A 24,014-nucleotide genomic window follows, 5' to 3' on the forward strand; every position below is an offset into this window, starting at 1 on the left:
GGGCAAGCCGCTTTTGCTTACTGAGTGGATTATACCGGCTTTCGCTTAAAAACCAATTAAAATTCGAGCTCTGAATTTTAATTTGTTCCAGCTTTTTCAGGTTCGCTCTGCTGTGCCTTCTGCTTCTTTTCGTCTTCGGCCGCATCAATAATGGCCGGGATGAAATTCAGCAGAATCACCAGCATCACCACACCGCAGATGGACATAATGCCCACCGGGGTGCGGATGTTCTGGATGACAATGCCCAGATAGGGCAGATGGAAATCCGCCCGGCCATAGACCTGGCTGAACTGGATATCGCCGTCCGGGCTTTCGTTGGCGTCGCCCTGAGTGACCAGGGTCTGGGCATCGGGATCGATGCTCATCACCCGGTGGGTCACGAAGGTCTCGCCATCGGACAGATAATAAGTACACACGTCACCGGCTTCCAGCTCACTGGCCTCCACCGGCTTTACGTATACCAGGCTTCCCACCGGGATGGTGGGTTCCATGCTGCCGGACAGCACCGCCATCTCCTTGTACCCAAGAAGCATGGGTACAAGGATGACGGCGGCAGCCGCCAACAACACAATCAAAACAATGGTGGATAAAATGTTACAAACTTTCTTTACGATCATTTAACTAACTCCAAAGGGAAAACTGAGAGCCCGTCTGTTATTCTGTTACTGTGGAAGAAAACGCTAATTTAGCAGCAGAAACAACATCCGTTCCCGATGGCAAACTGGCAGGCGCTACTGTGCTTTCCTGATACACACCTACACTAAATACTGCCTTCGAATTATTTTTCACGTTCTCGCCAATTACTTCAACACCATTAAACAATGGAGCTGTCTTGCTGTTTTCCCCAGGCAGAAGGATCTGATTGTAATAGTAGTATCCATCGCCGCCATAACGCCAGCTCTCTGTATAGGTGAATTTTACATCTTCTTCAGTTACCAATACATCAGACGTTTCTCCGCTAATTACGATCGCCTTCGCTCTCACGTACACAGGAGATTTTCCTGTGTTCAAGACTTCAGGAGCCTTTTCATTAGCTGCAGTACCTTCTTCTTTGATTTCTGTATCCACTTGAGCAAACTCAAATGTATTTTTCACCGGAGTACTACTTGCATGAAGATATGCCAAAGTTGTTCCCGCTAACACTATTCCGACCAGCAGAGCAGAAGCCAGAACTCTAATAAACCATTTCTTTTTCATATTTCTCGCTCCTCTCTCCTGTTATTCGGCAGCTTTCGTCCAAGTCCACCCGGTATCCTTTGTATAGGTAAACTGATTGTTTACATACTCGTTGTCACCAGGCACCTTATCGCCGTTGGAATAATTCTCAAAGATTGCTTTAGCGTCTTTACCTCTACCAACCTCCAGGTTGCTTACCGATGTTTTACCACCAGTGGCTTCATATCCGTTTGTTACCAATTCGGTAACCACATACTTACCCGCAGGAAGTCCTTTGATTGTTTTACTCTTTTCTACGTTCAGTTCAGTGGAGTCAAAGCTGATCGATTGGTAATACACCTTTCCAGTAGCTTCATTTTTGACTTCAAACAAGAAAGTTACTTTTTCGCCCTTACTTGCATTAAAGCTTGTAAGGATTTTAGAAATAGTGAGATCACCTGTTCCAACGTGAATGCGGAATTGGAATCCATCGGGCTTTGTGCAACTATCGCCACACACATTCCCTTCATCATTGTCTTTTTGCCACCCAAAGCTGGTGTACTCAGTAATGTCCAAACCACTTTCGTAAGATACCTTCACGCAAACATCAACATCGCTGGTAATATTTGTATTCACCAGAGGATTTCCGCTCTTATCATTAAAGGTATACTCCAAAATCGGTTCAAAACCGCTGGGTTTCTCACCAGCATCCGCACTCGCGTCGTTCCACTGTACAGTAACTGCACGGCTCTTCAAGAATTTCTCACTCAAGGTATCGTTGTAACCAATCGTTCCATCTTTCCAAGTAATGGTGGGAACAAAAACATGGACTTTAGAACCTTTTTCTTGATTCCAACTTTCCACAGTGCCAAGATCTTTCGGTGTCACTTCGCACTTAATGGTATATTGCGTGCAATCAAAAGGAATGTCCTTTGCCGCATCAGTCCAATTTCCGGTTTGCTGGCCAGGTTTAATTGTATAAGTGCCCAAAAGATCGTTTCCTTTGAAAACCTCATACCTAATCGTTACATACTTATTGGTATCTCCATCCACAGGAACAGCGCTTCCATTGTGCGTTGCATTGTGTTGGAACAAATCCTTCAAGTTCTGTTCATTTCCTACATAAATCGAGGAATCTTTGGTGATGAAGTCATAATTGATTGCAACATCAGCTTTGGGGGAAGTAAACGTTTTTTCTGGCACTGCGGTGTCTTTGGTCATGTAAACACCCGAACGCGATTCATCATTCGTAGGAATCTGGTTTCCTCCAAACGTTTTGCTGTAATCCACTTTAATGGGGATTTCAATCCGCAGTTTCTCGCCGTAATAGCCTTTGTCGCTGGGATTCTGGGGATTTTCACGAGGTTCTTCCGCTACATAACGGTTAGAAAAATCAAAGCCAGAAACATCTACGACTTTACCAGTCACCTCCGCTGCATCGGGAAGCAAAATCCAGGTTCCTGCGTCATCATTGAACTGGAACTCACCGCTTTCCGGGTCCTTTCCTGTGGAAGGAACAGCATAAACTTGAACATCATCCTTTGTTCCGTTTACTGTGAAATAGGGAGACATTACATCACGTACAACCGACTCTTCATCCAAAGTAACACTGGTACTGCCGGAACCGATTTCATCTTTGATCGTTTCAAAAATTTGGTTCAGAGAGGTCTGATCGTCAGCGGTTAAGTAATATTTATCACTATCTCGTTCGAAATTTTCAGTAATTTCGTATACAACTTTATAGTGAAAAATGCCCCAACCTTCCGTATCTCTATACAATCCTACATTGGTTGCCGTTTTGTAGTTGTTAGACAGATAATTCAAGAACCGATTAGCCGCCGGAATATCTGCTTCTGGAAAATCTGTTCCCGGGAAAAACCCCCATGTATCTTTAATCCATTTGCTTCCAATGCTTCCATCGCTATTCGTGTCAAATCCACTGGATCCGAAAAGCTGTTCCGAATTTACTCCTGTAAAAATGCCGATACTATAAACAGTAACGCCTGCATTTTTCATATTGTATGCTGACTGAATTGCCGCATTAGCCACACCAGTATCAAAGTCATTAGATGTTGTGGGAACGCCATCTGTGAATACGATAGCAACTTTATGCCGTTTGCTATTTTCACCGGTATACTTGTAGCTATCACCAATCAGCAGATTTTCTGCATTCTGCATACCACTTCCAATATTAGTAGCACCAGACGGTCTGTTTGGCAAACTATTTATAACACCATGCAGACTCTCTGCCCCCTGCACATCCATCTCAGTCCAATTAGCCAAAACATTAGACGAAGAACCGAATTCTACAATAGCCATTCGATGGTCTGATTCTTCTCCATACTTTTCCGAAACTTTTGTGATGAAATTATTCACCGCTTCTTTCATTGCGGCTTGTCTATTAGATGCACCCTGGAAACTATCCCCCATCGATCCCGACTGGTCCAGTACAAGTACAATATCTACAGGGACCGCTTTCTCGATAATTTCTGTCTTATACTCACCAATGGAGTATGCTTCCAGCACCAATGTGCCTGTGCCTGTGTCTTTGTTCCATCCTTCAAGAGTTTTGGAAATTTTCAGTGCATCCTCACCAGCATTGCCGCCATCTGCATTCAAAAAATTAGCAGCTGCGCGGAGAGACCGCCTTCCGACACTAACCGCCGGCATAAGAGGTCCTGCATCAGTAAAGACTTTGCTTACTGGAGCTTCCTGGTCTTCAGCAGCTTTTGCAGTGATATAACCAGTCAATTCTGTATACCTGGCTTCACCCAGAAAATCGACAAAGCTGTTCAGTTCCTCATCGCTGTAATCATTCAGCAGTTCTTCAATTTCCTGAATGCTTTCCGCTGCCATCAGCTTCTCATACAGCTCGGTGAATTTTTCTTCCTGCTGCTGAGCAGCGGTCAGGCTCTCCACCCGCAGCGTATACTCCGCCAGGGCTTCCTCGCCCAGGGCTTCCAGGGCAGCGGTCTGCTCTTCGGTCAGCTCGCTTACGGCCTTCAGGAAAGCTTCGTCGTCCTCAATGGCCATCAGCTCATCCAGCAGAGCCTGGCCGTCGATGGCAGGCTCTTCGCTGGGAGCCGGAGTCTCACTGGGCACAGGGCTCTCGCTGGGCGCAGGGGTTGCGCTGGCAGCGGGGGTCTCGCTGGGCTGTGCGCTGGCGTTCGGGGTCTCGGTGGCCTCCGGAGCCGCAGAGGGCTCGGCGCTGGGCTGCTCACTGGACACAGCGGTCTCGGCCGGGGCCTGGGTGGGCTCAGTGGTGGGCTGCTCGCTCTCGACGGCAGGCTCAGTGCTGGGCTCGGCCACAGGCTCCTCATCGGAAGCAGTCTCGCCGGCGGGCTGCTCTGCAGGCTCCTCGCCGGTGGTTTCCTCCGCCTGAGTCACTTCCTCAGTCCCCTCGACCATCTCGGTCACCACCTGGCTGCTGGCAGCCAGCTCGCTGCCTGCCTCGGCGAAGGCGCTGTTGGGCACGATGCTGGCGATCATCATTACCGCCAGCGCCATGCTGAGTAAACGGCTCCACATTTTATGTTTCATAGTCTGTTTCCTCCCTAACCGGATTCTTTGGTCGTGCAAGATTTGGTTGGTCCTGCGGGGGTGACTCGTCTTCCAGGGTTTCGTCCACCGCGCTGTCCATCAGCTTGATCAGCTCCAGCGCACTGCGGAAATTCGCTTTCTCTCCCGTCTCGGCCCAGGTCACGCTGCCCTGCCAGGTGGAATGCTGGCGGTACATCACATGCACCACAAAGGTGGCCATCTTTCCTTTCTGTTCGGCAAGCTCTTCTCTTGTCATCTGCGGCTCCACCTTCTTCTGTGTGGTCTGCGGCTGCGGCCTTGGCCTCTGTGGACCGAAGCGTCTGGGCTGCTGGGTCCTGGCGGGGTAGTTCAGCCGGTCGCACAGGCGGTCGATGCTGTCCAGCACATCGCTGGTCCGGCCGATCGGCTCCGGCTGTTTGGAATAACAGTGATAGAGCCTGCCGGTCGCTTCGCCGCCCGCCCATGCGTCCACGCACACGCGGCACAGGTTCGGCGCCCCGGAATGGAAACCTTCCATGTTCAAATGCTCTTCACCTCGTCTTCCTCAAAGCTTTGAGCATACTATCCCACACGGCACTTAAAATCCGCTTAAAATCCGGCACAAAAATTTCATCTTTTTTTAAGAGAGCAGAAAAAAATCCCCGGCAGCTTTGCAAAAAAGCTGCCGGGGATTGCTTTCATCCATATTTTGCTGTCAAAACACGAACTCTTTAACCATGATATTATACCTATTAATAAAGAAACGGATCGGTCCCGCCCCAACTGAAACCCCCGGCGCTCACACCGCTCCGCCACCGCCCGCATCAGGCCGATTTCCATTCATCCGAGGCTCAAAGTGACAAATATTGTCCTGTTTTTTGATGCCGCCCGTTCAGATTAACCAGATCAAAAAGGGGGGAATCACTTGAAATAAAACCGGATATGCTCTATTATTATTTTATATAGATAGCGGACAAAAGCCGGTGGGAGTAACAACAAAATAGTTGTTTTGTTGTGCATTCCCACCGTTTCAGATTTTCTGCGACCGTCCGGCTGCCAGAGGTGAAGCGCAACCATGACACACGATACCATTTACATCAAATTATTCGGCGAGTTTTCCGTCTGGGTGAACGGGCAGCCTGTCCCGCTGGACAACTGCACCACCAAGGCCATGCGAGTGCTGCAATTTCTGTTGTTCCGGTACCCGGCCGGTGTTTCCCGCAACACCCTGATGGACGCTTTCTTTGTGGATGACTCCACCAGCGACCCGGCCAACAACCTGAACGTGACCATCTCCCAGCTGCGCCGCCGCCTGAAAAAGGCCGCGCTGCCCGGCGAGGTGGGCGTGCAGCTGAAGAGCAATCAGTACACCCTCACCTGCTCGGCACCCATCCACAGCGATGTGACCCGCTTTGAGGAGTGCATGGCCCAGGCCGGGCAGACCACCGACGCGGACCAGCGGCTGGAGCTTCTTCTGGAGGCGGAGCAGCTGTATTCCGGCGACTTCCTGCCCCATCTGGCCATGGACGACTGGGCTGTGACCACCGCCGCCAAGTACCGCATGGACTATTTCGCCTGCCTGGACGCGCTGACCCAGCTGCTGCCTGAGCGTGGCGAATGGGAACAGCTGCTGGGCATTGCCACCCGGGCCAGCTCGATGCATCCGCTGGAGGAGTTCTTCTGCCTGCGCATCGACTGCCTGATGAATCTGGAGCGCTACCAGGAGGCAAAGCAGGTATACGACCAGGCCATCCGCACCCTGACCGAGGACTTTGTGGTGAAGCCCAGCGCCGAGCTGACCCGCCGGTTCCAGCTGCTGAGCCTGGCCAACCAGGACAGTCACGAGACCATCTTCGAGCTGAACAACCAGCTGCGGGAGGCCGAGCACCAGCGGGGGGCCTACTATTGCAGCTACCCCAGCTTCATCGACGTATACCGCATGTGCTGCCGCATGATCGAGCGCACCGGCCAGAGCGCCTGCCTGCTGCTGTACTGGCTGGTGGACCCCAAGGGCCATGCCCTCACCGACACCGACAAAATCGCCCAGGCCGCGCCGCTGCTGTCCGGCGCGATCCACGACAGCCTGCGCCGGGGCGACGCCTTCACCCAGCACGGGCGGGACCGGTTCCTGGTGCTGCTCATCGGCACCGACCGGGAAAACTGCGAGATTGTGGACCAGCGCATCCAGGCCCGCTACAAGCAGCAGCCGGTGCGCGGGGTGGCGCTGCGCCACTCCCTGCAGACCGTGGAGACCGACATGCCCTTCCCCAACAGCGGGATCTGGCAGCCCCAATGAGAAAGAGTGTGAAAGCTATGAACGATTTTTACAATATCCGCCCCAACAACGAGCCGGGCCGGCATTTCTGCGGCTACGGCCCGGTGAGCGTTCTGGTCCAGGTAACCGACCGCCAGGGCGACAGCTTTTCCGGTGTGGCGATCCCGCTGTGCGGCAGCGTGCCGCCCTTCGCCTTCTCCAGCTTTACCCAGCTCACCGCCCTGCTGGACGAGCTGTGTGACGAACTGGGCCGCCCGGTGCGCAGCGAGGCGCTGAACAGCTTTTCCGGCAATTCCACTCCCCTTCGCTGGACCCCGGCCCAGCCGGTGACCGCTCGCAAGCTGGGGCATTTCACCATCGAGATCCTCTACCGCCAGAACCAGAGCCTGCAGGGCCGGATCATCGTGCCGGACCGGGAGGAGACCCCCGCCGGACGGCAGAGCTTCCGCAGTGACATTGAGCTGCTGCACCTGATGCGGGAGTACATGAGCTGAGCAACCGCTGCTTTTTCGACAAATTACATCCGCCGGATGCCGGGCAAGCCCCTGCAGCCGGCGTTTTTGTTTTTCCGGCATACCGGGGTACCCGCCCCACTTTTATGCAGCAAAAAAGGCAGACCCCGCCGGGTCTGCCTTTTTGTTTTGTTCGGTTGTTTGCTTACCAGGGAGTGAGCTCCAGATACAGGTCCTTGTACTGGCGGGCGGAATTGGTCCAGGACACATCCTTCGCCATATCCCGCTGGACCACCTCGTCCCAGTGGTAGCGGCTGGTGAAGTATTCGGTCTTGGCCCGGTTGATGGCATCCAGCAGCAGGCCCGCGTCGTAGCGGTCGAAGGTGAAGCCGTTGCCGCCGCCGTTGAACACGTTGTAGGGCTCCACAGTATCCTTCAGGCCGCCGGTCTCGCGCACGATGGGCAGGGTGCCGTAGTGCATGGCGTTCAGCTGGGTCAGGCCGCAGGGCTCGAAGCGGGAGGGCACCAGCAGCACATCCGCACCGGCGTAGATCCGATGAGCGCGGGACTCATCGTACTGGATGCAGGCGCTGAACATGCCCTTGTAGGCGTTCTCGTAGTAGCGGAAGGTGTCCTCATACTCCTTGTCGCCGGTGCCCAGCACCACCACCTGGGTGTTGCCGTCCATGATCTGGGGCACGATGGCGTTCACCAGATCCAGGCCCTTCTGGTTGGTCAGGCGGGAGATCAGGCCAACGACCAGCTTGCCCTCGTCCTCAACCAGGCCCAGCTCCTTCTGCAAAGCCAGCTTGTTCTGGGGCTTGCGCTCCAGCACGTTGGTGATGTCGTAATTCACGGCCAGGGCCGGGTCGGTGGCCGGGTTCCACATGCCGTAGTCGATGCCGTTCACGATGCCCCGCAGCTTGTAGCTGTGGTAACGCAGATGGTCCTCCAGCTTTTCGCCGTATTCCGGGGTCTGGATCTCCCAAGCGTAGGTGTTGCTCACGGTGGTGATGCGGTCGGCGTAGGCCAGGCCGCCCTTGAGCATGTTGGCATCCCGCCAGGCCTGCTGCAGCGCGCCCATGTTGAACACCTCGGCGGGCAGGCCGGTCCAGTAGCGGATGGTGGGAATGTTGTAGATGCCCTGGAACCGCAGGTTATGGATGGTGAGCACGCTCTTGGCGCGGCCCACGGGAGAATCATGGAACAGGGTCTTCTGGAACACCGGCACCAGAGCTGCCTGCCAGTCGTGGCAGTGGATGATGTCGGGAATCCAGTTCATGTAATTCAGGGCAGCCAGCGCGGCCTTGCTGAAGAAGCAGTACTTGGGGATGTCCTCCACCAGGCCCACGTAGGGGTTGCCCGCAGAGAAGAACTCCTGGTTGTCGATGAAGTCATAGACCACACCGTCCCAGATGTACTCCATGATGCCCACGTAGTAGCTGCGGCCGGTCTCGCCCAGGTCCATGTAGAACTCGCCCCGGTAGACCATCTTGTCCTGGTACTTCTGGGGGATGCAGGCATAGCGGGGCAGGATGACCCGCACGTCGCAGTTCTGCTTGACCAGCTCGCGGGGCAGCGCATACATCACGTCGCCCAGACCGCCGGTCTTGACGAAGGGATGGCACTCGGAGCCGATGAAGGCCACGCTCCGGCGGGGGGTGTCGTACTGGGGCTGGGCGGGAGCCGCCTCTACCACAGGCTCGGCAGCGGGTGCAGCCTCCGCTACGGGTGCGGCGGGTTGCTCGGCCACAGGTGCAGCCTCCGCTACGGGTGCGGCGGGCTGCTCGGCCACAGGTGCGGCCTCCTCTGCGGGAGCAGCAGGCTTGGTCTCCTCAGCTGCCTTCTTGGCGGCAGACTTGGTCTTTTTGGCTGCGGGCTTTTTAGCCGCGGTCTTCCGGGTGGTGGTCCGGGTCTTCTTGACAGGCTCTGCCTCGGCAGAAGGCTCGGCCTTCTCGGCAGGCTCTGCCTTGGGGGCGGGCTCGGTCTTCTTGGCAGGCTCCGCCTTGGCGGCGGGCTCGGTCTTCTTGGCAGGCTCCGCCTTGGCGGCGGGCTCGGTCTTCTTGGCAGGCTCCGCCTTGGGGGCAGGCTCGGCCTTCTTGGCAGGCTCCGCCTTGGCGGCGGGCTCGGTCTTCTTGGCAGGCTCTGCCTTGGGGGCGGGCTCAGCCTTCTTGGCAGGCTCCGCCTTGGCGGCGGGCTCGGTCTTGGTTACGGGTTCACTCTTGACGGGGGCTGCTTTCACAGACTCCGCGGGTTTCTTAGCGGAAGTCGAAGCACCTTTGGCTTCGGCGGTCTTTTTCTGGGTGGACTGCGCTTTTTTCTGTGCCACAACAACTCTTCCTTTCAAATGGTGATCGCACCGCGCCGCAGGGCGATGGGCCGCCCAAAAGGTTCCCCTTCGGCCCAGCCTCTGGTTTCGGCGCGGCGTGGGAGCATGCCGTTTGCCGCTCCCGGGTCCCTATAAAAAAGTTAGCATATTCCCGCCGGAATTGCAATTGCCGGGGCGTTTTTTTCTTCTACCACTCTAAAGTTTTACACAAAGAAATACTTTTGCCGTAGAAAACCATCGCCGGGCCGGAGCAAAACCCGTTGGTCAGCCAACCGCTTTTTTGCGCCGCAGCGCCTATACTTGTATTCGGGGGCTGCGGTTAAACGCCGCACAGGGCGCACCCGTCCTGCTCCCCGGAAGGAGCATATGTATGCAGCACACCCTTTATCTGGCCGCCCTGGTCCAGATCTGCCTTTCCGGCTCGACCCTTGCGGCACTTCTGCTCTGGCTGTTCGTCACCCACACCCTGGGCACACGCCGCCGGGCGTTTTTTGAGCTCACAGGTTGAGCAGCACCAGCGCTGCCAGAATCATGCCCGCCGCGCCCAACTGACGGCGATTCAGCCGCTCCCGGAACAGAAAGAAGCTGGCCACGCTGATCACCAGAATCACCCCCACGCTGTAGGAGGGGTAGACCAGAAAGGCGGGCAGCTGGCCAAGGGCCGCCAGCAGCAGCCGGGAGGACAGAAAATTCGGCACACCCGCCAGAATGCCGAAGAGCACATCCCGCTTTGTGACCGGGCAGCGCCGCCGGAGCAGCAGCACCAGAGTGGCCATCCCGGCGAACAGAAAGATATAGAACATGAACAGCCCGTCGTCCTGCCGTCGGCCCAGCTGGTTGAACACCTTGGACATGGCATCGGCGGTGCCGTTGAGCAGCAGGGTCAGCACCAGCGGCAGCAGATACACCCTCTGCTCCGCCGCCGCGGCTTTGCCGGGCAGGCCGTTCATTACCACGGCAGCCGCCACCGCCAGCACCACGCCCAGCCCCTGCAACAGGGTGGGCCGCTCGCCGAACAGCGTCACGGACAAAAGGATCGGCACCAGCACCCCCAGCCGGGTGAACACCGAGGAGAGGATCGCCCCGTTTTTGTGGATGCTGTAGCCGTTGGCCGCAAGGGACGCCAGATAGATCAGACCGGTGATGGCCCCCAGCCAGCAGGGGGTAGCATCGCCGCTGTAGAGCGTTTTGGGCTGCAAGGTGGCAAAGGCCAGCAGCGCACAGGTGATGTAGTTCACAAAATACACCCCATACGGGCTGCCGGTGTTCAGATATTTCAGCACCAGCGCCAGCACCGCGCTGAACAGCAGGGCCAGGAACAGAAAAAGCATTCTGGGCTTCCCCTTTCGTGTTTTGAAAATGTTGCACTCTTTACTATATAACATCTTTGCCCCAAAGAAAAGCCGCCGGGCCTGCCGCTTTTTCTCCCGGGCACAGAAAAGCCGGTCAACCATTGGCTGACCGGCTTTGTGTCATTCCGGGCGCTGCGATCGCCCTGCTTTTGTTTTCCGGCCCGCTTTTTCCAGCGCGGCGCAGTGGAGGCAATATTCCTGATGCACCGTCCGCTATGCTATAATGAACGTGACATCACAATCGGACGAGGTGACCTTTATGACAACCGACAGAAAACAGCTTCTTTTCCGGGGCGCTGTCATTGCCGCTGCCCTGCTGCTCTGCGTCGGGGCGGTGCTTTTTGCGGCGACCCGCCAGCGCCGGTTTTCCGGCCAGATCCTCCGGTCTGAGGGGAACGGTACCTTGCTGGTCCAGCCCGAAGACGGCAAGCCCTTTTATCTGCTTGTGTCCGACGAAACTTTTGTCTTTTCCTTTCTGGACGGGTTCGACACCCGGTCCTTCCGGGAGGGCAAACTGACCAATACGGTGCAGGTGTCCGCCACGGTTGCAGGCCCGAAAAGGCGGGTGACCACGGCAAACGGCACGACCGCGTCCGCCTGGCCCGCCGTTCAGGTGGAGGTGCAGGGGTGGCTGCATCCGGAGCCGGTCACCCTGCCGGACGGCACCGGCGTGCAGGTCTGGCAGTATGCCCGGGACACGGCCTACACCCTGACGGACGGCACCGAGCTGCTGCGGGTGGATACCCCCATCGGCCCCGAAAACGTTTACACCGGCGGCGTGGGGAGTCTGGCCCAGCTGCCGCAGCAGGCGCAGGAGAAGATCCTTGCCTTCTATGAGGCGCAGGGACTTCTCTACGATGAGCGGGCCCAGCTGGAGCGGGCCTACGAGGCCTATTGCCGGTGGGAAGGCCCCGAGCCTTTTTCCGCCCACACTCTGGGCCAGGAGATCGGCCCCATCGCCTCCGGCGACCGGGTCATCTATTTTATGACCTCGGTGTGTCTGCCCGTCAGCGGGAACGAAATGACCGAGCTGCGCCGGGGCGACGCCTTTGACAAAACCACCGGGGAACGGATCGAACCCGAGGCCCTGTTCACCTGCCCGCCGGAGGAGCTGAGCTCAAGGCTTCTGGACCTTGCCGGGATCACCGACCCGGCCCAGCGGGAGGCGATGGTCAGCGCCTTTGATGCCGGGAACCTGGTCTTTTTCCCGGAGCATCTGGAGCTGAGCTTTCCCCAGGGCAGCCTGCCCGGCCAGGAGCACAGCACCCTGATCGGTCTGGAATACGAAGAAGGGCTGCAGGGCCTTTTGGTGGATGGAGCGGTTCCCCACGCGCCGGACAGCGCCGATTGACCCGGGCGCGCCGCCGTGTTACGCCCTGCAATGAATACGGGAGGTGTTTTTATGAGACCCATGAAACAAACGACCAACAGGCTTTTATTCGCATTGTTCCTCGGCAGCTTTGCCGTGTACTGCGCGGTTTTTGCGAGCGCCTTTGCCGAGCTTCCTTTGAATATTTCTTCCCTGCATCAGGGTCTGCTGCTGTTCTCCCATTTTATCCCCGCATTTTTTCTGGAGCTGCTGTTGTGCCGCACCGCGGCGCGGCGCTGGCGGCTGCTGCTCCCGGCACTTCCCCTGCTGGCGGCGGGCCTCTGGTTTTTGTCCCGTGCAGAGTGGCATGTGATGGCGTGGGTGCTGTACCTGATCTGGTGCATTCCTCCGCTTGCGGGCTGCCTGACGGCGCAGCTGGCTTTTGCGGTTTACCGCAAATGGAAAAAACGGTAGCATTCACCGTGGGGCAAAGCAGCCTGCGGCATGCGTGTTCCCGACAAAAAGCCGGTCAACCAATGGTTGACCGGCTTTTTTGCATGTTTTACTATTTTGAGAAAATCCGGTGGCCCCAGCGGCAAAGAAACGGCGCTACCGTTCTCAGAACGCCAGACTGACCGCGATCAGAAACATGGCATAGTAGTAGGTCAGAAGATTGGCCACGTGCACGGCAGGGTGCCTGGAAGGGTAAAAATACAGAAACAGGATCAGCAGATCCGAAATCCAGAACAGCGCCGCCCCTGCCAGCACCAGAAAGCACCAGGGCTGTCCCATGCCAAAGACCAGCTGCAGACCCTTGCCCAGCAGTGCCGAAACAAAGGCTGCGTAAAGCACCACCCAGGGGCGCATCCGCCCGGTCTGCATTCCCGGCATGCCGGACAGCGCCGCCGCGCCGCCGACCCCCAGTACCGCGGCCAGCGGCACCGGCCAGCCCATGGGCTGCAGTCGGCACAGGCCCCACACAAACAGACTGTGTCCGGCCAGAAAGGCACCCAGTCCGGCCAAAAACAGGCCCGGACGGCGCAGGTCATTGTAGAGCGCCAGCACCACATCCCCCGCCACACAGCACAGCAGCGCCGGCAGCAAGCGCCAGAACGCTTCGGGACGGCTGCCCAGGGCAGCGCACACCGCCGCCACGGCCACAAACAGGAAGCTGCACAGTGTTTTTTCGGGCAGATACCCCCGCCCCGGCAGGCGCAGCCGCCGCACCAGCAGCCACAGGGCGGCGGTGTAGGCCGCTCCCATTCCCAGGATATACGGTACGCTCATAGGCCGCGCCTCCTTTGCATTATTCCACCTTCAGTATAGGAAAAAAACGCCCGTCCATCAATTGGTGCCCTGCCCAAAAATCCGGCAGAGCCTTTGGCTACCCTGCGAGGCGCCGGTGCCCGGGTCCTGCAGAAAACAGGACCGTTTCATCGATAAAGCATGAGATACAGCAGAAAAACCAGATACAGCACCAGCATGTGCACAGGATAAAATGCGTAGCAAAAATATTGCCGCCATTTTTTGTGATATCCACGTTCTCCGTTGTACAGCCAGATGATCGGCAGCGCCAGCAGCGCAAGCCCCTGCTGGACAATCTCCAGCGTAACGCCGAAGATATTTACTTCGAAATACAATCCCCCCAACAATTCCACATTGATATAATACAGAATCATTATCTGGGCCAGATAATCCCACCATCTTTTTTATGGAACGCATAGAAGGTGAGAACCGTCAGGACACCAAAGCCATAATAGTCCACAAAGGTGATCGTTCCTGTGAGCCATCCTCCAAATACGATCAGAAGGATCAATAGAATTTTTACCGCGATATTCCTGCTGCTGCTCTTTATTTTATCGATGCCGAGCATGCATACGATCGCGATCAGGAACGTCCATAATACATTTTGATGATACGGATATAACCATCTGCCCCCTGACCTGCTTTTCCTCTGCCGACCGGGGCTTTTCAACAACGAAGATATTACTACCCAAATTGGTGGCATATCTTAACAAAAAAGATATTTGATGTAACGATATCCTTTATGGCCTGGCCATCGTAAGTTGTGGCCACAACACCGGAAAAGTGGCAGAACAGCGGGCAACCGTCAAGGCTGAAATGAACGGGTTTACACCCGGCCTTGACTGCCGTTCTCCGTCCCGCTGAACGGGCAGACAAGGCGGCCAATCCCTCAAAGTGCTTAGCTGCACTCATAGATAAGCATTTCGCACTGGTCATTGACAGCGGGTTCTTTCCGATAACTGGAATAGACGGATATGCCCTGAAAGCCGCATCCCCGCAGATATTCGTCCATCTCCCCGTGTCGGTACAGGTGTGTCTGAAAATCCATGGTTTCGCTTTGCAGCAATTCCGCTCCGCGATAGAGTTCGTAAATGGACGGGGAGAACTGCGTCTGGGTTTTTTCGTCGTAGTGGTTTTTCCCTTTCAGGATCAAGTCATATCCCTCTTTTGTTTTCACCGAAACATTTACTTTGTAGTCACTGTCCTCTTCACATCGGTCAAAGACGGTATCAACTGCAAACACAAATTTCCCGCCGGGAGCCAGCATTTCTCCTGACAAATCCATCCCGCTGATGTCAAAGCCACGCTCTAAAAACGGAACCAGAAACCGTCCGCTGCCGCATAGGGGTTCCAATATTTTCTTTCCCTTTTCTGCATAGGAAAGATAAAAGTCCAATTCGTTCTGCGGCGCTTGTTCCTGTAAAATTTCGTACATTTCAGTACACAAGCTGCCGTAGTAGTTTTGTTTTAATTCACCCATGCAATTCCTCCGGAATTCCTTATAGGGACAGTATCTCTATATCCTGTGCAGATATAAAGTTTTCATCATTCACGCCTGCACATTCCAATTTGATACTCTGTATTTATTATTGTACCACAATTCCAAGAGCGTGGAAGAAAGCTGCTTTTTAGGCAAATTCCCACCTTTCGGATATACGGGACGGGAGGTCATTTAGGTGTAGGCCTGCCTATAGACGATAGCGCAGGTCAAACACATTATAAAAATCCACATCGACCAGAAACATTTTATACGCACGCACAAAAAAACCGGCCAACCATTGGTTGACCGGTTTGGTGGTTGCGGAGGCTGGATTTGAACCAACGACCTTCGGGTTATGAGCCCGACGAGCTACCAGGCTGCTCCACTCCGCGCTATTTTGTTTGCCCTCTTGCTGAGTGCTTATATATAATAGCATACGGAACAGGGGTTGTCAAGCCTGTTTTTGAAAAAATTTTTCCTGCGCTCTCCGGCCCCGCCGGGGCGGCGTCCGGCTCATTCCACCGGCTCCGCTCCCACCTGCGCCATATCGAACTCCACGATCTCGTCGCCGCTGGCCTGCTGGGCCGCGCTGTCCGCCTGGGGCGCGCCGTCCGCCGAGGCCTCAGCCGCTCCCTCCCCAAAGCCCGCGGCGGTCTGGGCCGCCTGCTCGCTGGTCAGGGGCGCGGGGGTGGCGGCGGCGCTGGTCAGGCCGGTCACCTCGCCGGAGGGCTGGCTCAGCAGATACGCCCCCACCGGCTTCTCTTTATACACCAGCAGCACGCACTGGCAGGTGTTCTGGCCATCCGACCGGGCCGGGCACTCCACCAGCCACTTCTCCACGGTTTTGCCCTTGCTTTCCGCCAGATCAAAGCCGCTCTCTTTCACCACCGTGTTGAAGGCGGAAAAGCTTTCGTCCCATTTCTTCGGCACCTTCACCTTATCCACCGTGGCGGTGGTCAGGTCCACCTCCAGCCCGAAGCCCTTGAAAAACGCGGCGATGTCCTCCGAGACTGCGATTTTCTCCGGGATGGCAGTGGCCCCGCTCTGGGCCGCCGGGGCGTTTGCCTCCAGCGCGCCGTCCCCCGCGTGGATGAAGCCGCTCACCGCCAGCACCGCCCCCGCCAGCGCAATGCCGCACACCGCCGCGGCCCCCAGTCTGCGCAGGCCTTTTTTGCCCAACGTCAACACAAACATTCTTTGCACCCTCCTCTGTGAACTGCTCTTCGGTCATGCGAAGCACTGGTCCATAACTATGCTGTGCCGGGCGTTTTTATGCTCTGCCACGAATTTTTTGCGCCGCTTTCACATTTTGTCCACACCGCTCCCCTATTATGGTAATATAAAGAGGTAATACCGCACAATTTCAGGTGGTGGAGCGCGCCGGAAAATTTTTTGTGCTATGAACCAAAAAGCACAGCCAATCCTTGGTGGATTGGCGAGCATTTTTGGAAAATATCACGGAAAATTTTGGCGCGATACGCCGCCTGAGCCGGCAGGCGTGAATTGTGCGGTGTTACCTAAAGGCAATACTGCGGGCCCGGGCCGCTTGCCCGCCCGTTTCACAGCAATTAACAGGAGGTAATCTTTTATGCCAAAAATCCTGATCGTAGATGACGAACCCCGCATCCGGGACCTGATCCGCGCCCATCTGGAGCACGAAAACTTCACCTGTGAGGAAGCCAGCGACGGCGGCGCGGCGCTGGCGGCTCTTTCGCTGGGCGGCATCGACCTGGTGATTCTGGATGTGATGATGCCCTTTGTGGACGGCATGACCTGCCTGCGCCAGATGCGCAGCCGCAAGATCGACACGCCGGTGATCATGCTCACCGCCCGGGGCGAGGAATACGACAAGCTGGCCGGTCTGGAAAGCGGCGCGGACGACTATGTGGTCAAGCCCTTCAGCCCCCGGGAGCTGGTAGCCCGGGTGAAGGTGGTGCTCAACCGCACCCTGCCCAGAACCGAGGCGGAGGGCGGCGTTTACACCTTCGGCGGCCTCACGGTGGACTCGGTGAGCCACAGCGTGAAGATCGACGGCCAGGAGGCCTCGCTCACCCCGAAGGAGTTCGATCTGCTGGTGTTCCTGGCCACCAACCGGGGCATTGCCCTCTCCCGCGAGAAGATTCTGCAGAAGGTGTGGAACTACGACTACTACGGTGAGGACCGCACGGTGGACACCCACATCAAGATGCTGCGCAGCCATCTGGGCCGCTATCGGGACGCCATCGTCACCGTGTGGGGCATCGGCTACAAGTTCGACCCGGAAGCGGTCAAGTAAGGGGCGGCGCTCATGGCAAACACCAAACCCCATTTTCTCAGCCTGCGCTATCGGCTGATGATGTTCCTGTGCCTGTCCAGCGCCTTTGTGCTGATTCTGGTGTGGGTCTTCGTGACCCAGTTCATGCAGCCGCTGTACAACCACTATATTTACAAGCACCTGCTGAACCAGGTGAATACGGTGGTGTCCATCATCGAATCCTCCACCGAGCCCATCAGCACCCGCACCCTGCCCATCATGGACGCAAAGGTGAGCAGCAGCTTCGAGTCCTCGCTGCTTTCGGCCATCCAGAGCCGCAAGCTGGACGCCTCCAACACCTGCTTTGACCTGGCGGACTCCACCCTGCAGCACGTGACCGGCTTCGAGAACCTGTATCCCTGCCTGCTGCACGAGGCCTCGTTCACCACCTCCATCAACGGCAAGACCTCCATCTGGAACGGCAGCGTGGTGGAGAGCCTGCGCGCCACCGTGCTCAGCCAGGGCTACGTGAAAAAGGAGCTGGTGGTGGACAAAAACGCCTCCACCCGGCAGATGGCAGTGGGCCGCGTGGCCAAAAACGGCGACGAGACCTACTCGGTGATCTTCTGCACCAGCCTGGCCCGCATCGACGAGGCAGGCGTGGTGCTGGGCCAGCTGATGCCCTGGATCTTCCTGTGCCTGATGGCCTTCTCCGTTGTGGCCTCCTGGCTGTTCAGCCGCTGGTTCACAAATCCGCTCACCAAGCTTTCCCACGCCACCCGGCAGCTGGCAGAGGGCGACTACTCGGTGCGGGTGAACGTGCCCGAGACCGATGAGATCGGCCTTTTGGCGGCGGACTTCAACCACATGGCAGGTGAGGTATCCCGCGCGGCGCAGCTGCAGCGGGACCTGCTGGCCAACGTGAGCCATGACCTGCGCACCCCGCTGACCCTCATCAAGGGCTACGCGGAGACGGTGCGGGACCTGACCGGCGATGATCCGGACAAGCGCACCGCCCAGCTGGATGTGATCGTGGACGAGACCGACCGGCTGAGCGGGCTGGTGAACAGCGTGATGGAGCTTTCCAAGATGAGCAGCGGCACCGACAAGCCGGAGAAGGTACGGTTTGACCTTTCCCAGCTGTGTGAAGAGGTGGCCCAGCGGTACGAGGCGGTGTGCGCCCAGAACGGCTACACCCTCAAGCTGGAGCTGCCCCAGGCGGAGACCGACTGCACCGTATGCGCGGACCCGGCCATGATGGAGCGGGTGCTGCACAACCTGCTGGGCAACGCCATGCACCACATCGGGCCGGACAATGTCTTCATCCTGCGGGTGACCGCCCCGGAAAAGGGCACCGTGCGGGTGGAGGTTGCCGACCACGGCGCGGGCATCGCCAAGGAGGACCTGCCCTACATCTTCGACCGCTACTACCGCAGCCGCAGCGACGCGGGCAAGGTGGGCACCGGTCTGGGGCTTTCCATCACCAAGGCGATCTTCCAGAGCCACGGCTTCCGCTTCGGCGTGAACAGCACCCTGGGCGAGGGCTCCTGCTTCTGGTTCGAGGCAAAGAACCAGGAGTGAGACACGCACGTCTAAACAATCAGATTATTATTCTTCATCACATTTTCCACTAATAGAGTAAAACGATGACGGTGTCTGGCTGAAAACCTCTTCAACCAGACACCGTTTTTCTGTTATTTCTTATTCTTTCCATTCATTTGCGCACAAATCTATATTCCCAATAGCGATAACTTATTTCCAGAGTGTTTACTTTTTAATATTTTTTGCATATACTAAAGATGCGGAGAGAATATGTGCAACGTTTTTTTCACGAATAACAACAATCATCCGCAAAATAAGCAAGCGTATACATTGGCAGAGAGAAAGGCGAGAAAAATGACTGCAGGAGTAACCAACACCACCTTTGTTGTTGGGAAACTGAAAGATCCCAACCGCACCGTCCCGACCGTCAGTAAAGAACTGATGGAAAAAGCACGCAAGGAAGTTGAAAAGTGTCTGAAGAAATGACATACTCGATTGAACCATATACACTGGAAATTGCACGACTGGGGTTGGCCTCAAAATTTGAGGTCAACCCTAATTCTTGTGGAAATGCCGACCATTTCAGAGAGTATCTGATGTATGACGCTATCCAAGACAATACTTCCGGCATTGCCAAAACCCACGTTATCCTGAACGAGGATCGTTCAGAGATTCTTGGGTTCATCAGTTTGAAGGCAACTTCTTTACTGATAAATTACGGAGAAAACTACATAAGCGGGTCCCCTGCTTTGGAAATTTATCAGCTTGCGGTCAATAAAAAATATACGGGTCAATCTATCGGCACAAAACTTGTGTATTTTGCCATCGCCACTGCCCATATGCTGAATGAATCTCATCTGGGTATTAAATATATTCTGCTAGCTGCTGACGCGCAGGCCGTTGGATTTTATGAAAAGCTTGAGTTTAAAGAAATAGGGAATTATTACCAGATTCCAAAGTATCACGAAAATTCCAATTGCGTTCCCATGTTCATGAAGCTTTTCTTGTAATTCGCACAACGTCCCCCGCACCCGGAAACCCCGGGCACGGGGGGCGGCTTTGTTTATCCGGCGGGCGTGGTGTTTTTCTGCAGCAGGGCGGCCAGCTGCAGCACCAGCTCCTCCGGGGTGGGGCGCTCATCCCGGAAGCCCAGCCCCGTCCACAGCGGTGCAGCCCCATCGGCGGGATGGCCATAGGCCTGATCGATGGCCCGCTGCATCTGGTCCCGCACACATTCCGGCGTGGTGCCGTTTTCCCGGGCAATTTTCTCCAGAATTTTTTCAAATTGTTTCATTTTACATTCCTCCATCTTTTGAAATATCCCTTGTTCTTTAGCACAAGTATATAATTCTTTTGATGTCGAAATCACACCTGCTTTGTCGACGAAACAAAAAAGATGGAAAAGCATTCCGCTCTTCCATCTTTCATCATTCGATCATGGCCGCTACTACCTTCAGCACCCGTGCCTTCTCCTCCCGGGGCAACTCCTCCAGCAGGCGGGAAAGCTCCGAAGCCGCGCCTTCCGCCGCCCGGTCCACCACATCCACCAGCAGGCTGTCCGCCGAGACCTCCAGCACATTGGCGATGGCCACAAAAGTATCCAGCCGGGGAATCTTGGTTCCCCGCTCGATCACGCTCACATGGGTGGGGCTGATGTCCACAAGGGCGGCAAGCTCTTCCTGGGTCAGGCCCTTCTTTTCTCTCGCAGCTCTGATTCGCTGCCCGACTGCCCTGGCATCCATTTTTCCGCCTCCTTCTTTAGACCGTGATATTGCTCTAAAGATAGTATACGGTGACAGCGCTTTGTCTTACAGAATCCAAAAACCAAACAGTCGTTCTAAAGAACAATCAAGCAAAACAAAAAAGCGCCCGTTCCGAAAATTTCCCGGAACGGGCGCTTTGCGCTTATGTGTTTACTTGTTCTTGTCGAACAGGTCCTTCAGATTCTTGAAGAAGCCCTTGCGCTGCTCGTAGTTTTCGTCCTTGAGGGTCTCCTCAAAGGCTTTCAGCGCCTCACGCTGGGCCTTGTTCAGCTTTTTGGGGATCTCCACGTTCACCTTCACGTACTGGTCGCCACGGCCGCGGCCGCCCAGATACTGGATGCCCTTGCCCCGCAGCCGGAAGGTGGTGCCGCTCTGGGTGCCTTCGGGCACGGTGTATTCCACCTTGCCGTCCACGGTGGGAACCACCACAGAGGCGCCCAGCACTGCCTGGCTGAAGGTAATGGGCACGTTGACCCATACATCGTAGCCGTCCCGCTCGAACATGGGGTCGGGCCGCACGGTCACGATCACGATCACGTCACCGGCGGGACCGCCGTTCACGCCCGCATCGCCCTGACCGCGCAGTGCAATGCTCTGGTCGTCGTTGATGCCGGCCGGGATCTTGACCTCCAGGGTCTTCTTCGCGCCCACCTTGCCGGTGCCGTGGCAGTGGCCGCAGGGGCTGCTCACGATCTTGCCCTTGCCGCCGCAGCGGGAACAGGGCTGCTGCTGCTGCATGACCATGCCGCCCATGCGGATGTTCCGCTTCACATAGCCGGTGCCGTGGCAGTCCGGGCAGGTCTCGGGGCTGGTGCCCTTGGCCGCGCCGCTGCCGCCGCATTCGGGGCAGGTATCCTGCTTGTTGATGGTGATGGTCTTGGTGCAGCCGTGCACAGCCTCCATGAAGCTGAGCACCAGGCTCACCCGCACATCCGCACCCTTGCGGGGGGCGTTGGGGTTGGCCCGGGCACCGCCGAAGCCGCCGCCAAAGCCACCGCCGAAGATATCGCCGAAGATGTCGCCCAGGTCCACGCCGCCGAAGCCGCCGCCAAAACCGCCGAAGCCGCCGTTGAAGCCGCCCGCGCCGCCTGCGCCTGCGCCGTAGCTGGGGTCCACGCCTGCAAAGCCGAACTGGTCATACCGGGCGCGCTTTTCCTTGTCGCCCAGAACCTCGTAGGCCTCGTTCACTTCCTTGAACTTGGCCTCGGCCTCCTTGTCGCCCGGGTTCAGGTCCGGGTGATACTTTTTGGCCTGCTTGCGGTACGCTTTTTTCAATTCATCGTCGCTGGCGTTCTTCGCAACGCCAAGGACCTCGTAATAATCGCGTTTGTCTGCCATAAATTTCTCACCTAAAAGCCCGCCGGGCGGGCCCCTCATGTAAAATCACTGGTGCGGTGTTGCCTGAATCAGCAAAACCAGAAATCGCCGCCCCAGCCTGGGCCGGGGCGGCTGAGTATATTATTTTATACTTCTTTGAAGTCCGCGTCAACCACGCCGTCGTCGGGCTTGCCGTTATTGGCAGCGCCGGCGTCCGCGCCGGGCTGAGCGCCCTGAGCGGCCTGCGCGTTCTTGTACAGCTCCTCGCTGATGGCGTAGAAGGCCTTCTGCACAGCCTCCTGCTTGGCCTTGATGGCCTCGATGTCGGTGCCTTTCAGGGCTTCCTTCAGCTCGGCCAGCTTGCTCTCGACTTCCGCCTTCTTGGCAGCGTCCACCTTGTCGCCCAGCTCGTTCAGGGTCTTCTCGGTCTGGAACACCAGCTGATCGGCGCCGTTGCGGGTGTCGATCTCCTCGCGCTTCTTCTTGTCCTCAGCGGCGAACTGCTCGGCCTCACGCACGGCCTTGTCGATGTCGTCCTTGCTCATGTTGGTGGAAGCGGTGATGGTGATGCTCTGCTCCTTGCCGCTGCCCAGATCCTTGGCGCTTACGTGCACGATGCCGTTGGCGTCGATGTCGAAGGTAACCTCGATCTGAGGCACGCCACGGGGAGCGGCGGGGATGCCGTCCAGCTTGAACATGCCCAGGCTCTTGTTATCGGCAGCCATCTCACGCTCGCCCTGCAGCACGTTGACCTCAACGCTGGGCTGGTTGTCGGCGGCGGTGGAGAAGATCTGGCTCTTCTTGGTGGGGATGGTGGTGTTGCGCTCGATGATCTTGGTGCAGACGCCGCCCAGGGTCTCGATGCCCAGGCTCAGAGGAGTAACGTCCAGCAGCAGGATGCCGCCGACCTCCTTGTTCAGCACGCCGCCCTGGATGGCAGCGCCGATGGCAACGCACTCGTCGGGGTTGATGCCCTTGAAGGGCTCGCAGCCCATCTCCTTCTTAACGGCCTCCTGCACGGCGGGGATACGGGTGGAGCCGCCCACCAGCAGAACCTTGGCCAGGTCGGAAGCACGCAGGCCGGCGTCCTGCATGGCCTTGCGCACGGGAACCATGGTGCGCTCCACCAGATCGGCGGTCATCTTGTCGAACTGGGCGCGGGTCAGGGTCATGTCCAGGTGCTTGGGACCGGTGGCGTCGGCGGTGATGAAGGGCAGGTTGATGGCGGTGCTGGGCACGCCGGACAGCTCGATCTTGGCCTTCTCAGCGGCTTCCTTCAGGCGCTGGGCAGCCATCTTGTCGCTGCGCAGGTCGATGCCGTTCTCCTTCTGGAACTCGTCGGCCATCCAGTCGATGATGCGCTGGTCGAAGTCGTCGCCGCCCAGGTGGGTATCACCGTTGGTGGCCAGAACCTCGGTCACGCCGTCGCCCATCTCGATGATGGACACATCGAAGGTACCGCCGCCCAGGTCGTAGACCATGATCTTCTGGTCGTTGTCCTTGTCAGCGCCGTAGGCCAGAGCCGCGGCGGTGGGCTCGTTGATGATGCGGCGCACGTTCAGGCCTGCGATGGTGCCGGCGTCCTTGGTGGCCTGACGCTGGCTGTCGTTGAAGTAAGCGGGCACGGTGATCACGGCCTCGGAAACGGTCTCGCCCAGGTAAGCCTCGGCATCCGCCTTCAGCTTGGCCAGGATCATGGCGCTGATCTGCTGGGGATTGTAGTCCTTGCCGTCGATGGAAACCTTGTAGTCGGTGCCCATGTGGCGCTTGATGGAGCTCACGGTGCGCTCGGGGTTGGTGATGGCCTGGCGCTTGGCAACCTGGCCGACCAGACGCTCGCCGGTCTTGGTGAAGCCCACCACACTGGGGGTGGTGCGGGCGCCCTCGGCGTTGGCGATTACAACGGGCTCGCCGCCCTCGATAACGGATACACAGCTGTTGGTGGTACCCAGGTCAATACCAATGATCTTGCTCATAATCTAT

Annotated in this window: 24 protein-coding genes and 1 tRNA gene; 9 read left to right on the forward strand and 16 right to left on the reverse strand. The window is 56.9% G+C overall.

What is annotated here, in order from left to right; all coding sequences use genetic code 11:
- Positions 1-77 precede the first annotated feature (77 nt).
- Genes B5F28_RS02520 through B5F28_RS02535 form a run of 4 tightly spaced genes read right to left on the reverse strand, consistent with a single transcriptional unit; the run spans position 78 to position 5,212 of the window.
- Entirely contained in the window at positions 78-617 is a 540-nt protein-coding gene (locus tag B5F28_RS02520) for a signal peptidase I (RefSeq protein ID WP_087293053.1), read from the reverse strand.
- Between the two features lie 37 nt (positions 618-654).
- Positions 655-1,197 carry a hypothetical protein gene (locus tag B5F28_RS02525; RefSeq protein WP_087293055.1) on the reverse strand — a complete coding sequence of 181 codons (543 nt, stop codon included), beginning with the start codon at positions 1,195-1,197 and terminating at the stop codon, positions 655-657.
- A 21-nt stretch (positions 1,198-1,218) separates the two neighbouring features.
- Positions 1,219-4,695, reverse strand: coding sequence for a VWA domain-containing protein (locus B5F28_RS02530; RefSeq protein ID WP_087293057.1), 3,477 nt, complete (start codon positions 4,693-4,695; stop codon positions 1,219-1,221).
- Positions 4,685-5,212: a hypothetical protein gene (locus B5F28_RS02535; protein WP_087293059.1), complete on the reverse strand. Its 528-nt coding sequence runs from the start codon at positions 5,210-5,212 to the stop codon at positions 4,685-4,687. Before B5F28_RS02535 ends, B5F28_RS02530 begins: the two co-directional genes overlap by 11 nt.
- A gap of 537 nt (positions 5,213-5,749) precedes the next feature.
- Here B5F28_RS02535 and B5F28_RS02540 point away from each other — a divergent pair.
- Positions 5,750-6,970: an AfsR/SARP family transcriptional regulator gene (locus B5F28_RS02540; protein ID WP_087293062.1), complete on the forward strand. Its 1,221-nt coding sequence runs from the start codon at positions 5,750-5,752 to the stop codon at positions 6,968-6,970.
- A gap of 17 nt (positions 6,971-6,987) precedes the next feature.
- Positions 6,988-7,443, forward strand: a complete 456-nt coding sequence (locus B5F28_RS02545) for a hypothetical protein (RefSeq protein ID WP_087293064.1) — start codon at positions 6,988-6,990, stop codon at positions 7,441-7,443.
- 163 nt (positions 7,444-7,606) lie between these two features.
- Here B5F28_RS02545 and B5F28_RS02550 read toward each other — a convergent pair whose 3' ends face one another.
- Positions 7,607-9,730 (reverse strand): glycogen synthase, encoded by a 2,124-nt coding sequence (locus B5F28_RS02550; RefSeq protein ID WP_087293066.1) that lies wholly within the window; start codon positions 9,728-9,730, stop codon positions 7,607-7,609.
- Between the two features lie 370 nt (positions 9,731-10,100).
- Between B5F28_RS02550 and B5F28_RS14660 the strand changes: the two genes are divergently transcribed.
- Complete coding sequence (locus tag B5F28_RS14660; RefSeq protein ID WP_158097491.1) at positions 10,101-10,238, forward strand: hypothetical protein; 138 nt, start codon at positions 10,101-10,103, stop codon at positions 10,236-10,238.
- On the opposite strand, the gene B5F28_RS02555 is transcribed toward B5F28_RS14660, so the two are convergent.
- Entirely contained in the window at positions 10,228-11,061 is an 834-nt protein-coding gene (locus B5F28_RS02555) for an EamA family transporter (RefSeq protein WP_158097492.1), read from the reverse strand. The two genes, B5F28_RS14660 and B5F28_RS02555, sit on opposite strands and share 11 nt — an antisense overlap.
- A 280-nt stretch (positions 11,062-11,341) precedes the next feature.
- Here B5F28_RS02555 and B5F28_RS02560 point away from each other — a divergent pair, with 280 nt between their 5' ends.
- Entirely contained in the window at positions 11,342-12,433 is a 1,092-nt protein-coding gene (locus B5F28_RS02560) for a hypothetical protein (protein ID WP_087293070.1), read from the forward strand.
- Positions 12,434-12,484: 51 nt separating this feature from the next.
- On the forward strand, positions 12,485-12,865 hold the full coding sequence (locus tag B5F28_RS02565; RefSeq protein WP_247643384.1) for a hypothetical protein: 381 nt from the start codon (positions 12,485-12,487) through the stop codon (positions 12,863-12,865).
- Positions 12,866-13,009: 144 nt separating this feature from the next.
- Here the strand turns inward: B5F28_RS02565 and B5F28_RS02570 are convergent, their stop codons facing one another.
- The 6 genes from B5F28_RS02570 to B5F28_RS02595 form a co-directional block, all read right to left on the reverse strand.
- Positions 13,010-13,678, reverse strand: coding sequence for a lysoplasmalogenase family protein (locus tag B5F28_RS02570; protein WP_087293074.1), 669 nt, complete (start codon positions 13,676-13,678; stop codon positions 13,010-13,012).
- A gap of 146 nt (positions 13,679-13,824) precedes the next feature.
- Positions 13,825-14,070, reverse strand: a complete 246-nt coding sequence (locus tag B5F28_RS02575) for a TraX family protein (RefSeq protein WP_087293076.1) — start codon at positions 14,068-14,070, stop codon at positions 13,825-13,827.
- Positions 14,070-14,399 carry a TraX family protein gene (locus tag B5F28_RS15385; RefSeq protein WP_087293078.1) on the reverse strand — a complete coding sequence of 110 codons (330 nt, stop codon included), beginning with the start codon at positions 14,397-14,399 and terminating at the stop codon, positions 14,070-14,072. Before B5F28_RS15385 ends, B5F28_RS02575 begins: the two co-directional genes overlap by 1 nt.
- A 195-nt stretch (positions 14,400-14,594) precedes the next feature.
- Positions 14,595-15,176 (reverse strand): class I SAM-dependent methyltransferase, encoded by a 582-nt coding sequence (locus B5F28_RS02585; RefSeq protein WP_087293081.1) that lies wholly within the window; start codon positions 15,174-15,176, stop codon positions 14,595-14,597.
- 315 nt (positions 15,177-15,491) lie between these two features.
- Positions 15,492-15,568, reverse strand: a tRNA-Met gene (locus tag B5F28_RS02590).
- A gap of 121 nt (positions 15,569-15,689) precedes the next feature.
- Positions 15,690-16,370, reverse strand: a complete 681-nt coding sequence (locus B5F28_RS02595; RefSeq protein WP_087293083.1) for a DUF4830 domain-containing protein — start codon at positions 16,368-16,370, stop codon at positions 15,690-15,692.
- A gap of 394 nt (positions 16,371-16,764) precedes the next feature.
- Between B5F28_RS02595 and B5F28_RS02600 the strand changes: the two genes are divergently transcribed.
- The 4 genes from B5F28_RS02600 to B5F28_RS02615 all read left to right on the forward strand — a co-directional run bounded on the left by B5F28_RS02600 (position 16,765) and on the right by B5F28_RS02615 (position 19,961).
- Entirely contained in the window at positions 16,765-17,451 is a 687-nt protein-coding gene (locus B5F28_RS02600; protein ID WP_087293085.1) for a response regulator transcription factor, read from the forward strand.
- 12 nt (positions 17,452-17,463) lie between these two features.
- The gene (locus tag B5F28_RS02605) at positions 17,464-18,990 is read left to right on the forward strand and encodes a sensor histidine kinase (RefSeq protein ID WP_164474879.1); all 1,527 of its coding nucleotides are present in this window, start codon (positions 17,464-17,466) and stop codon (positions 18,988-18,990) included.
- 231 nt (positions 18,991-19,221) lie between these two features.
- A complete protein-coding gene (locus B5F28_RS02610) occupies positions 19,222-19,437 on the forward strand; it encodes a hypothetical protein (protein ID WP_087293087.1) in 216 nt (71 codons plus the stop codon).
- The gene (locus tag B5F28_RS02615; RefSeq protein ID WP_143424671.1) at positions 19,422-19,961 is read left to right on the forward strand and encodes a GNAT family N-acetyltransferase; all 540 of its coding nucleotides are present in this window, start codon (positions 19,422-19,424) and stop codon (positions 19,959-19,961) included. Before B5F28_RS02610 ends, B5F28_RS02615 begins: the two co-directional genes overlap by 16 nt.
- A gap of 53 nt (positions 19,962-20,014) precedes the next feature.
- Here the strand turns inward: B5F28_RS02615 and B5F28_RS02620 are convergent, their stop codons facing one another.
- The 4 genes from B5F28_RS02620 to dnaK form a co-directional block, all read right to left on the reverse strand.
- Entirely contained in the window at positions 20,015-20,245 is a 231-nt protein-coding gene (locus B5F28_RS02620; RefSeq protein WP_087293091.1) for a hypothetical protein, read from the reverse strand.
- A 133-nt stretch (positions 20,246-20,378) separates the two neighbouring features.
- Positions 20,379-20,693 carry a helix-turn-helix domain-containing protein gene (locus tag B5F28_RS02625; RefSeq protein WP_087293093.1) on the reverse strand — a complete coding sequence of 105 codons (315 nt, stop codon included), beginning with the start codon at positions 20,691-20,693 and terminating at the stop codon, positions 20,379-20,381.
- Between the two features lie 171 nt (positions 20,694-20,864).
- A complete protein-coding gene (gene dnaJ / locus B5F28_RS02630) occupies positions 20,865-22,052 on the reverse strand; it encodes a molecular chaperone DnaJ (protein ID WP_087293095.1) in 1,188 nt (395 codons plus the stop codon).
- Between the two features lie 125 nt (positions 22,053-22,177).
- Positions 22,178-24,007, reverse strand: a complete 1,830-nt coding sequence (gene dnaK / locus B5F28_RS02635; RefSeq protein ID WP_087293097.1) for a molecular chaperone DnaK — start codon at positions 24,005-24,007, stop codon at positions 22,178-22,180.
- Positions 24,008-24,014: the final 7 nt, after the last annotated feature.

The organism is Gemmiger sp. An194 (genome assembly GCF_002160145.1).
GTDB lineage: Bacteria > Bacillota > Clostridia > Oscillospirales > Ruminococcaceae > Allofournierella.